Raw genomic sequence first — 11,759 nt, 5'->3', positions numbered from 1 at the left:
GGTCGGTAGTTCGAGTCTACCCAGACCCACCACTCTGAATGTAGTGCACACTTAAGAATTTATATGGATCAGCGTTGAGGCTGATACATGTTCTTTTATAACTTGTGACGTAGCGAGCGTTTGAGATATCTATCTAAACGTGTCGTTGAGGCTAAGGCGGGGACTTCGAGTCCCTAAATAATTGAGTCGTATGTTCGCGTTGGTGGCTTTGTACCCCACACAACACGGCATGTAGCTCCGAGGCAACTTGGGGTTATATGGTCAAGCGAATAAGCGCACACGGTGGATGCCTAGGCGGTCAGAGGCGATGAAGGACGTGGTAGCCTGCGAAAAGTGTCGGGGAGCTGGCAACAAGCTTTGATCCGGCAATATCCGAATGGGGAAACCCACTGCTTCGGCAGTATCCTGCAGTGAATTCATAGCTGCTGGAAGCGAACCCGGTGAACTGAAATATCTAAGTAACCGGAGGAAAAGAAATCAACCGAGATTCCCTAAGTAGTGACGAGCGAACGGGGAGCAGCCCTTAAGCTGGAATGGCTTTAGAAAAACAATCTGGAAAGATTGGCCATAGAAGGTGATAGCCCTGTATTTAAAAGGGCCACTCCAGTGAAGACGAGTAGGGCGGGGCACGTGAAACCCTGTCTGAATATGGGGGGACCATCCTCCAAGGCTAAATACTCCTGACCGACCGATAGTGAACCAGTACCGTGAGGGAAAGGCGAAAAGAACCCCGGAGAGGGGAGTGAAATAGATCCTGAAACCGTGTGCGTACAAGCAGTAGGAGCTCGCAAGAGTGACTGCGTACCTTTTGTATAATGGGTCAGCGACTTACTGTTCGTGGCAAGCTTAACCGTATAGGGGAGGCGAAGGGAAACCGAGTCTGATAAGGGCGCATAGTCGCGGGCAGTAGACCCGAAACCGGGTGATCTAGTCATGGCCAGGGTGAAGGTGCCGTAACAGGTACTGGAGGCCCGAACCCACGTCTGTTGCAAAAGACGGGGATGAGCTGTGATTAGGAGTGAAAAGCTAATCGAACCCGGAGATAGCTGGTTCTCCTCGAAAGCTATTTAGGTAGCGCCTCGGACGAATACTACTGGGGGTAGAGCACTGTTATGGCTAGGGGGTCATCGCGACTTACCAAACCATTGCAAACTCCGAATACCAGTACGTACTATCCGGGAGACACACGGCGGGTGCTAACGTCCGTCGTGAAAAGGGAAACAACCCAGACCCACAGCTAAGGTCCCAAATTCACTGCTAAGTGGAAAACGATGTGGAAAGGCATAGACAGCCAGGAGGTTGGCTTAGAAGCAGCCACCCTTTAAAGAAAGCGTAATAGCTCACTGGTCGAGTCGGTCTGCGCGGAAGATTTAACGGGGCTAAGCAGTGAACCGAAGCTTGGGGTGCATAAAACTTGTTTTATGCGCGGTAGAGGAGCGTTCCGTAAGCCTGCGAAGGTGGATTGAGAAGTCTGCTGGAGGTATCGGAAGTGCGAATGCTGACATGAGTAACGATAATGCGGGTGAAAAGCCCGCACGCCGAAAGCCCAAGGTTTCCTTGCGCAACGTTAATCGACGCAGGGTTAGTCGGTCCCTAAGGCGAGGGCGAAAGCCGTAGTCGATGGGAAGCAGGTTAATATTCCTGCACCTCGCGTGAGTGCGATGGAGGGACGGAGAAGGTTAGGTGTACCGGGCGTTGGTTGTCCCGGGGAAAGGCGGTAGGTTTGGATCTTTGGCAAATCCGGGATCCTTTAAGACCGAGCACCGAGACGAGCCTTTATGGCGAAGTCACTGATACCACGCTTCCAGGAAAAGCTCCTAAGCTTCAGCTCACGAAGACCGTACCGTAAACCGACACAGGTGGGTAGGATGAGAATTCTCAGGCGCTTGAGAGAACTCGGGTGAAGGAACTAGGCAACATGGCACCGTAACTTCGGGAGAAGGTGCACCCTTTTTGGTGGCTCATGCGAGCTATAGCTGAAGAGGGTCGCAGAAACCAGGCCGCTGCGACTGTTTATCAAAAACACAGCACTCTGCAAACACGAAAGTGGACGTATAGGGTGTGACGCCTGCCCGGTGCTGGAAGGTTAATTGATGGGGTCAGCCGCAAGGCGAAGCTCTTGATCGAAGCCCCAGTAAACGGCGGCCGTAACTATAACGGTCCTAAGGTAGCGAAATTCCTTGTCGGGTAAGTTCCGACCTGCACGAATGGCGTAACGACAGCGGCGCTGTCTCCACCCGAGACTCAGTGAAATTGAAATCGCTGTGAAGATGCAGCGTTCCCGTGGCAAGACGGAAAGACCCCGTGAACCTTTACTATAGCTTTACACTGAACGTTGAGTTCGTCTGTGTAGGATAGGTGGGAGGCTATGAAACTGTGGCGCTAGCTGCAGTGGAGCCATCCTTGAAATACCACCCTGTCGTGCTTGACGTTCTAACCTAGATCCGTTATCCGGATCAGGGACCGTGTATGGTGGGTAGTTTGACTGGGGCGGTCTCCTCCTAAAGAGTAACGGAGGAGCACGAAGGTACGCTCAGCGCGGTCGGACATCGCGCACTGTGTGCAAAGGCATAAGCGTGCTTGACTGCAAGATCGACGGATCAAGCAGGTACGAAAGTAGGTCTTAGTGATCCGGTGGTTCTGTATGGAAGGGCCATCGCTCAACGGATAAAAGGTACTCCGGGGATAACAGGCTGATACCGCCCAAGAGTTCATATCGACGGCGGTGTTTGGCACCTCGATGTCGGCTCATCACATCCTGGGGCTGTAGTCGGTCCCAAGGGTATGGCTGTTCGCCATTTAAAGTGGTACGCGAGCTGGGTTCAGAACGTCGTGAGACAGTTCGGTCCCTATCTGCCATGGGCGTTGGAAGTTTGAGAGGGGCTGCTCCTAGTACGAGAGGACCGGAGTGGACGAACCTCTGGTGTTCCGGTTGTCACGCCAGTGGCATTGCCGGGTAGCTATGTTCGGAAGCGATAACCGCTGAAAGCATCTAAGCGGGAAGCGCGCCTCAAGATGAGACTTCCCGGGGCACAAGCCCCCTAAAGGAACCATATAGACTATGTGGTTGATAGGTCAGGTGTGTAAGTACAGCAATGTATTGAGCTAACTGATACTAATGATCCGTGCGGCTTGACCATATAACCTCAAGTTGCCTTGGTCCCAACGAACGTTGGTAAATCACCAAACGCAAGCTACGTCACAAGTTACCTATGCGAGACGAGCGCTGTGAAGCGCTGCTCCAACCGTCTCCCTGGTGAAATTAGCGCTGTGGAACCACCCGATCCCATCCCGAACTCGGAAGTGAAACGCAGCTGCGCCGATGGTAGTGTGGCTCAAGCCATGCGAGAGTAGGTCATCGCCAGGGGCTTTACCCGAAACCCTCAGTCCAATAGGACTGAGGGTTTCTTTTTGCGTGAAATTTAAGCCAACTGGCCAAAGCCAAGGCCAAAGCCAAAGCCGAAGCCGAAGCCGAGTAGCGCCACGGCACTCGGACGCTCTAGGCGCAATCGAGCACCGTAACGAGACTGGGGCGACGAGCTGGATTTACTGCCGTTGGCCACCATATTGATCCGTGCCGGCGTACCGCCGGCCTGGACGATTGGAGACCTGCATGCCCGAGCTGCCCGAAGTCGAAACCACTTTGCGTGGCCTGGCTCCGCATCTGGTTGGCCAACGCATCCATGGCGTCATCCTGCGACGCCCCGACCTGCGCTGGCCCATTCCCGAGCAGATCGAGCGCTTGTTGACCGGTGCGACCATCACCGATGTGCGTCGCCGGGCCAAATACCTGTTGATCGATACAGATGCCGGCGGCAGCGCGCTGATGCATCTTGGAATGTCCGGAAGCCTGCGCGTCTTACCCGGCGATACCCCGCCGCGGGCGCACGATCACGTGGATATCAGCCTGGAAAATGGCCGTGTCCTGCGCTTCAACGATCCGCGTCGGTTTGGTTGCCTGTTGTGGCAGAGCGATGCACACGTGCACGATCTGCTGGCGGCACTCGGCCCGGAACCATTATCGGATGCATTTACTGGCGATTATCTGCATGCATTGGCGCATGGCCGGCGCGCGGCAGTGAAAACCTTTCTGATGGATCAGGCGGTCGTCGTCGGCGTGGGGAATATCTATGCGGCAGAAAGCCTGCATCGCGCCGGAATCAGCCCATTACGCGAAGCGGGCAAAGTGTCGTTGGACCGTTACCGGCGTCTGGCCACGGCAGTGAAAGACATCCTCGGTTACGCCATCCAGCGCGGCGGTACCACGCTGCGCGATTTCATCAGCCCGGACGGGGCACCCGGTTACTTCGAGCAGGAACTCACGGTGTATGGGCGCGAGGGTGAAACCTGCAAGCAGTGTGGACGTGTGTTGAAACACGCCACGATCGGGCAACGTGCGACGGTGTGGTGCAGCAGTTGCCAACGTTGAACGCCCGCCAGGTGACCCACGCTGATCGAAACACCAGCCTCCAGTTCTGGATTAGTGACGACCGCTGGCCAGTAGCTCTCGGATAACAGAAACGGCGCGCTTGGAGCCGCAGTGGCCGATTGCTTGATGGTGCGTTGCCGTGCATCGCGCCACAATCGTGACGTCCTGCGATTGGAGTCGTCCATGCCTGCCTCACTGCGCTACGTTATGCCGATCATGCTTGTGGTTGCATCAGCGTTGCCGCTGGCAACAGGCGCATGCGCGGATGAGCTTATGTCCAACACCAAACCCGCAGTTGAGCGCATCCAGTTGCACAACCGAGTTGTTGAACTCAGTGCCACGCCCGCGTTCGGTGGGCGCGTGCTGTCCTTCAATTTGCGTGGATACCCCAACGTGTTGAAGACCGGCGAGGCGGTTGATCAGCAGCCCGCGCCAAAAGTGTCCGCGACTGCAGGCGATATCCCGTACCTCGGCCACGATGTCTGGGTAGGGCCGCAGAGTCAGTGGTGGGTGCATCAACAGGTCAACCCGACACGCAAGGCGGCCACCGCGGTCTGGCCACCGGATCCGTATCTGTCGTTGGCAACCACACGTGCAGTCACACGTTGTGGCGATCAACTGATCCTGGAAGGCGTGCCAAGTCCGGTCACCGGCGTGCAGCTACGCAAGCGCGTGGCTCTTTCATCGACACGTGCCGATACCGTGGAGGTGGAGGCCACCGCCCGCAATATCCGCAGCGAGTCCATCGCCTGGGATCTATGGTTCAACACGCGTGTCGCGGCGAGCACGCGCGTGTTCGTACCGGTTGCCGACGCGGCAGACATTCGCCTCCAGCCGCCGACCGAGGCCGGCACGGTTGCGCCGGCCTACCGGCATCACGGCGGCGTGTTTGCATTGCGTGCCGATGCACGTCAGGACGGGCTGATTCAGCGTGGCAAGGTGTTGTTGCAGCCTTCGGCAGGCTGGATGGCAGGCTTTGCGGGCGACCAGGTGCTGGTGATCCGCTTTGCGCATCAGCCGCTGTCAGCCATCCATCCGGAGCAAGGGCAGGTGGAGCTGTATCTGGACGCGCCGCCGCAGCATCCCGAGCGCGGGCTGCTGGAAATGGAAGTGCACGCGCCGTACCGGCAGCTGGCGCCGGACGAGCGCATGCAGGCGAACGAGCAATGGACCTTGCTGCGCTATACCGGACCCGACGCGCAGCAGGCGCAACACCAGTTCCTGTGCAGCAAGGCGCAGGAGCTGCAGCTGACCAATGCGTGCGCGCCTTCGTCTGCCGCGCCCTGACCTCCGCATTCACCTCCGCGCCGAGCTGTGGCTATGATGGCGGCCATTCCCTGAGCAGACCGATGCGCATGCAACGACGCCACTTCCTGAAGAATGCCGCCGCCGCATTGGCCGCGCTCGGTTTGCCGGCGCTGCCGCAGTGGGCGTTGGCGGCCAAGGCCGTTGGACTGCGTCGCCTGGGGCAGCCGCAGCCATTCGACTATGGCTGGCTCAAGGGGCAGGCGCGTGCGTTGGCCACGGCGCCTTACAAGAGCCATAAGCAGCTGCTGCCGGGGTCGTTGGAAGCGTTGAACTGGGATCAATACCAGTCGATCCGCTACCGCCAGGACCATGCGCTATGGGCCGACGGCAACGGCAAGTTCCAGGCAAAGTTCTTCCATCTGGGGCTGTATTTCCATACCCCCGTGCACATCTACGACATCGTCGACGGCCAGGCGCAGCAACTTGCGTACGATCCGGCAGCGTTCGATTACGGCAGCAGCGGGCTGGGCGGCAAGCAGTTGCCCAAGGACCTGGGCTTTGCCGGGTTCCGTCTCAACACGCGCAAGGACACCGATCGCGATTTCTCGGCCTTCCTGGGCGCGAGCTATTTCCGCGCAGTCGGCAAGGAAGGCCAGTACGGGCAGTCGGCGCGCGGGCTGGCCATCGACACCGGTACCGGTGGGCCGGAGGAGTTTCCGGACTTCATTGCCTATTACCTGGAACAGCCGGCCGACGATTCGAACACCGTGGTGGTGTACGGGCTGCTGGACTCGCCCAGCGTTGCCGGTGCGTATCGCTTTGCCATCACCAATGGCGAAGTGCTGGTGATGGAGATCGACAGCGCGCTCTACCCGCGCAAGACCATCGAACGGCTGGGCATCGGCCCGTGCACCAGCATGTACCAGGTCGGCGAAAACGATCGCCGCATGGACTGGGACTGGCGGCCGGAAATCCACGACACCGATGGCCTAGCGATGTGGACCGGCGGCGGCGAGTGGATCTGGCGGCCGTTGTGCAACCCGCCGCAACTGCGCTTCAACATGTTCGTCGATGAGAATCCGCGCGGATTCGGCCTGCTGCAGCGCGATCGCAACTTCGACCATTACCAGGACGACGGCGTGTTCTACGAGAAGCGCCCCTGCCTGTGGGTGGAACCCAAGAACGGCTGGGGCAAGGGCTCGGTGCAACTGGTCGAAATTCCGACCGTGGACGAGACCTTCGACAACATCGTGGCGTTCTGGAATCCGCAGGACAAGCCGCAGCCGGGGCAAGAGTTGCTGATGGGGTACCGGTTGTATTGGGGCGCGCATCCGCCGGCCAGCTCGCCGCTGGCGCACTGCGTGGCCACGCGCACTGGCCTGGGCGGCATCGTCGGGCAGAAGCGCAGCCATTTCTCGTGGCGGTTTGCGGTGGATTTTGCCGGTGGCGAACTGGCTGCGTTGACCAAGGACCCGAAAGCCAAGGTCGAGGCCATCCTCCAGGTGTCGCGTGGCAGCACCGAGATCGTGTCGGCGCGTCCGCTGCATGAGCTCAAGGGTTATCGGGCGATGTTCGACCTGGTGCCGCCGGATGACAGCACCCGGCAGATCGATATCCGCCTGTTCCTGCGCGCCAACGGCAAGCCGCTGACCGAAACCTGGCTGTACCAGTGGACGCCGCCGCCGGCGAGCGAGCGCAAGGTCTACTAGCGCACAGGGACGTTGCGCGACCGATAAGGTGGGCGATTGTCACGCAGGTGCGGATGGCGCAGTGACGACAGGCCGCCGATCTAGGATGTCGACCGCGGCTGGGTTGCAGCCGCACAGCCGCCGATGCGTCGCCCCAGGCGCCGCGGACTCACGCCGACGTCGAGCTGTTGACCAACTGCATGCGCGCACGCGGGCGCACGCAGGCCAGGTCCACCCGGAAGCAGGTGCCGTCCTTGCCGCTGAGGATACGCAGTTCGCCTTGATGGGCCCGGGCGATCTGGGCGGCCATGTGCAGGCCCAGATCCACTTCGGGCAAGGCGCGTCCGCCGGTGTGTACGTGGGTGGAGGCCTGCAGCACGTCGAGCCGGCGTGGATCGATCCCGTCCAGATTGCAAACCTCGATGCGCAGGCGGCCCTGCTCGGTGACCGCGACCGCCTTGATCAGCGAACTCTGTTGCCCCTGCACCACGGCGTTGATCATCAGGCTGCCGAACATCTGCGCCAGGCGCACCGCATCGCCATGCACCGGCTCGTCGATGGCCACATGCGTGGACAGCACCTGGTTCGGATACGCGGCGCGGGTTTCGTCGACGACCTGCGACAAGGCATCGAGCAGATCGCTGCCGTTGCCGTAGTCCAGCTGCAGCCAGTCGCGTTCGATACCGCGCGCGAAATCGTTGGCGAAGTCGATCAGTTCTTCCATGCGCCGCAGGCTGCGCTGCATCGACCGGATCGCGCCGCCCTGGCGCTGGTTGAGCGGGTCGATCGCCAGCATGTCCACCACCGCATGCATGGACTGCAGCGGGTTGCGCAGATCGTGGCCAAGGATGCCGATGAATTCTTCGCGCAGGCGCGCGGAGGCACCGATACGCCCCAGTTCGCTGCGTGCGCGCCGCGATTCCTGCGCGCTCTCTTCGGCGCGTTGTTCGGCCTGGATCTGCGCTGCCAGCAGTTGCGCCAGCAGCTCGACCTTTTCCACCATCGGCGCATCCATGACGCGCGGCAGCGGGTCCAGCGCGCACAAGGTGCCGAACACGCTGCCGTCGTCGAACCTGATCGGCACCGACACATAGCTCTCGAAGCCATACAGCCGCGGCGTGGGGTGGTCGCGGAAGACCGGGTGCTCAGAGGCATGGCCGAACCACAAGGCGTTGCCCTGGGTACGCACGCTGTCGCAGAAGGTGGTGACCAGGGGCAGCTCGTCGCCGGGCGCCAGGCCGAACGACAGCTCGTCGCGGACCTGGCAGGTGATCCAGCGCGTATCGGTCACGCGCGCAACAGCCGCGAACCCCATGCCGGTCAGACGGGTGAGAATGGTCAGGACATCCGGGACCGACGATAGCCGGCCAACACGCGCGATATCTGCGCGTAACTCGGGAGGAAGCGGACCCATGAATTGCCTCCCGACAAGTGGATGGTCGCCAGTTTACAGGACTGCGGTTGCGCCTGGTTGCGCGTGGATCGCTGCAACGGCACGGCAACGATACGCCTGTTGATGTGTAGCGGAAATACAGCGGCGATCGAATGCCTGCAGGGGTTTAGCGGCGCATCACACGTGCATACCGGGGCAATGCGTCGACAGCGTTTCGGCTGAATTCTTCAGCCCGTCCCCGTGCCGGTTTCCCTGTCCGACGAGCCCGCAGGCGGCAGCGGCAACGCGATCTGCAGCGGGTCGATGCGGCCTTCGCCACGCATGATCTTCTTGAACTCGGCGCGGCTGACCGACACGTAGCGCTCGTTGCCGCCGATCTCCACCTGCGGGCCGTCCTGCACCGCGTGGCCTTGCGCATCCACGCGCACGGTCATGGTGGCCTTGCTGCCGCTATGGCAGATGGTCTTGATCTCCTCCAGCTCGTCGGCCCAGGCCAGCAGGAACTGGCTGCCCTCGAACAGCTCGCCGCGGAAGTCGGTCCGCAGGCCGTAGCACAGCACCGGCACGCGCAGGCGGTCGACCACCTCGCTCAACTGCCAGACCTGGCCACGGTTGAGGAACTGCGCCTCGTCCACCAGCACGCAATGCAGCGCGCCTTCGGCCTGGATGTCGCGTTCGATCAGTTGCTGCAACTCGGTGCCGCGATCGAAGGTGCGCCCGTCCGCGCGCAGGCCGATCCGCGAGGCCACCACGCCGCTGCCGGCGCGGTGATCGAGCTTGGGCGTGAGGATCAAGGTGCGCATGCCGCGTTCGCGGTAGTTGTGCGCCGACTGCAGCAAGGTGGTGGTCTTGCCGGCATTCATTGCCGAATAGTAGAAGTAGAGCTTGGCCATCGGTGGATTTTACCGGGCCGGGCGGTCGGCGGTGACAGCCATCTGCATGAACCGGCGGCGCAGGCCTGCCCGGCGCGGCGCCGGTACAATGACCTGCTCTGTTGGAAGCCTCTATGCACGGTCTCAATCCCCCGCAAAGCGCCGCAGTGCTGCACTGCGAAGGTCCCTTGTTGGTGCTGGCCGGTGCCGGCAGCGGCAAGACGCGCGTGATCGTGGAGAAGATCGCGCACCTGATCGCCACCGGCCGCTATCCGGCCAAGCGCATCGCCGCGATCACCTTCACCAACAAGTCGGCCAAGGAAATGCGCGAGCGTGTGGCCAAGCGCATCCGTGGCGATGGCGCCGATGGCCTGACCATCTGTACCTTCCACGCGCTGGGGCTGAAGTTCCTGCAGATCGAGCACGCCGCTGCCGGCTTGAAGCGCGGCTTTTCGATCTTCGATTCCGACGATGCCGCCGCCCAGATCAAGGATCTGATGCACGGCGCCAAGCCCGATGCGATCGAAGATGCCAAGAATCTGATCTCGCGCGCCAAGAACGCCGGCCTGTCGCCCGAACAGGCGATGGCGGCGGCACGCAGCAACCGCGAAAAGGAAGCCGCCAGCCTGTACGAGCGCTACCAGGCGCGGCTGACCACCTTCAACGCGGTGGACTTCGACGACCTGATCCGCCTGCCGGTGCAGATCCTGGAGGCCAACGAAGAGATCGTGATGGGCTGGCGCGAGCGCATCGGCTACCTGCTGGTGGACGAGTGCCAGGACACCAACGATGCGCAGTACCGGCTGTTGAAAATGCTGGCCGGGCCGCGCGGCAACTTCACCTGCGTGGGCGATGACGATCAGAGCATCTACGCCTGGCGCGGTGCCAATCCGGAAAACCTGCAGCAGATGGGCCGCGATTATCCGGCGCTGGAAATCATCAAGCTGGAACAGAATTACCGCTGCTCCAACCGCGTGCTGCGTGCGGCCAATGCCTTGATCGCGCACAACCCGCACGAGCATTTGAAGACCTTGTGGAGCGACCAGGCCGACGGCGAGCGCATCCGCGTGTGGGAATGCCGCGACAGCGAGCACGAAGCGGAAAAGGTCGCCGCCGAGATCTCGTTCCTGGGTACCGCCAAGCAGGTGCCGTGGAGCGATTTCTGCATCCTGTTTCGCGGCAATTTCCAATCGCGGCCATTGGAAAAGGCGCTGCAGCTGCTGCGCGTGCCGTATCACCTGACCGGCGGCACTGCGTTTCTGGAGCGGCAGGAAGTCAAGGACGTGCTGTCGTGGTTGCGGCTGATCGTCAACCCCGAAGATGACGCGGCGTTTTTGCGCGCAGTGCAGTCGCCCAAGCGCGAGGTCGGTGCGACCTCGCTGGCGCGGCTGGCCGAGCTTGCCAGTGCGAAGTCGGTGCCGATGTCGCGCGCGGCCGAGTCGATGGGCGCGCTGCAGCACCTGCCGGCGCGTGCGGCCAATGGCCTGAGTGCGTTCACCGATATCCTGCGCGATATGCGCGAGCATTCGGCCAGGCTGCCGGCGGGGGAGCTGGTACGCATGCTGGCCGACAAATCCGGCCTGCTCAACGACCTGCGCAATCAGTCCAAGGACGAAACCGGCTTCCAGCGGCGCAAGCGCAATCTGGACGAGTTGGCCGAGTGGTTCGAAGGCGGCCCGCGTGGTGCAAGTGCCAGCGATCTGGCCGCGCAGCTGGCGCTGTTGTCGCGCAACGACAAGGACGATGGCGGCAACCAGGTACGCATGATGACCATGCACGCGTCCAAGGGCCTGGAATTTCGTTATGTGTTCATCGTCGGCTGCGAGGACGGCGTGCTGCCGCATGAAGTGAGCCTGGAAGAAGGCAACCTGCAGGAAGAGCGCCGCCTGCTGTATGTGGGCATCACCCGTGCCAAGGAGCAGCTGTGGATGAGCCACAGCAAATTGACGCGCAAGTTCGGCGAGCATGTGCGGCTCAAGCCCAGCCGCTTCTTCGACGAGATCCCGGCCGAAGAATTGCAGCGCGACGGCGCCGACCCGGTGGCCGATGCCGAGCGCAAGAAGGAGCGCGCCAGCGCGGGCTTGGCGGCGATCCAGGCGTTGTTCGACTAGCGGTTGTTGCGTACCGCG

6 protein-coding genes, 1 tRNA gene and 2 rRNA genes (1 of these 9 running past the window's edge) are annotated in these 11,759 nt (G+C 61.2%); 7 read left to right on the top strand and 2 right to left on the bottom strand.

The window, feature by feature from the left end:
* The 6 genes from ACCQ04_RS20135 to ACCQ04_RS20110 all read left to right on the top strand — a co-directional run.
* Nucleotides 1-32, top strand: a tRNA-Ile gene (locus ACCQ04_RS20135) (it extends 45 nt beyond the left edge of the window).
* 227 nt (nt 33-259) lie between these two features.
* Nucleotides 260-3,140, top strand: a 23S ribosomal RNA gene (locus ACCQ04_RS20130).
* 112 nt (nt 3,141-3,252) lie between these two features.
* Nucleotides 3,253-3,367: ribosomal RNA gene (rrf, locus tag ACCQ04_RS20125) — 5S ribosomal RNA — on the top strand.
* Nucleotides 3,368-3,613: 246 nt separating this feature from the next.
* Complete coding sequence (gene mutM, locus ACCQ04_RS20120) at nt 3,614-4,429, top strand: bifunctional DNA-formamidopyrimidine glycosylase/DNA-(apurinic or apyrimidinic site) lyase (RefSeq protein WP_226428019.1); 816 nt, start codon at nt 3,614-3,616, stop codon at nt 4,427-4,429.
* Nucleotides 4,430-4,612: 183 nt separating this feature from the next.
* Entirely contained in the window at nt 4,613-5,716 is a 1,104-nt protein-coding gene (locus tag ACCQ04_RS20115) for a DUF4380 domain-containing protein (protein ID WP_226428020.1), read from the top strand.
* 68 nt (nt 5,717-5,784) lie between these two features.
* Entirely contained in the window at nt 5,785-7,386 is a 1,602-nt protein-coding gene (locus ACCQ04_RS20110; protein ID WP_226428021.1) for an OpgD/OpgG family glucan biosynthesis protein, read from the top strand.
* A 148-nt stretch (nt 7,387-7,534) separates the two neighbouring features.
* Here ACCQ04_RS20110 and ACCQ04_RS20105 read toward each other — a convergent pair whose 3' ends face one another.
* Complete coding sequence (locus ACCQ04_RS20105; protein ID WP_226428022.1) at nt 7,535-8,779, bottom strand: GAF domain-containing sensor histidine kinase; 1,245 nt, start codon at nt 8,777-8,779, stop codon at nt 7,535-7,537.
* A gap of 206 nt (nt 8,780-8,985) precedes the next feature.
* Nucleotides 8,986-9,651, bottom strand: coding sequence for a thymidine kinase (locus tag ACCQ04_RS20100; RefSeq protein WP_226428023.1), 666 nt, complete (start codon nt 9,649-9,651; stop codon nt 8,986-8,988).
* Nucleotides 9,652-9,764: 113 nt separating this feature from the next.
* Here ACCQ04_RS20100 and rep point away from each other — a divergent pair, with 113 nt between their 5' ends.
* Nucleotides 9,765-11,741 (top strand): DNA helicase Rep, encoded by a 1,977-nt coding sequence (gene rep, locus ACCQ04_RS20095; RefSeq protein WP_104601520.1) that lies wholly within the window; start codon nt 9,765-9,767, stop codon nt 11,739-11,741.
* The last annotated feature ends 18 nt before the right edge of the window (nt 11,742-11,759 follow it).

The sequence above is a fragment of the Xanthomonas sp. NCPPB 2866 genome (assembly GCF_041475745.2).
Classification (GTDB): Bacteria; Pseudomonadota; Gammaproteobacteria; order Xanthomonadales; family Xanthomonadaceae; genus Xanthomonas; species Xanthomonas arboricola.
Note: the sequence above shows the minus strand (reverse complement) of the source record. Positions and strands in the feature narration are given on the sequence as shown.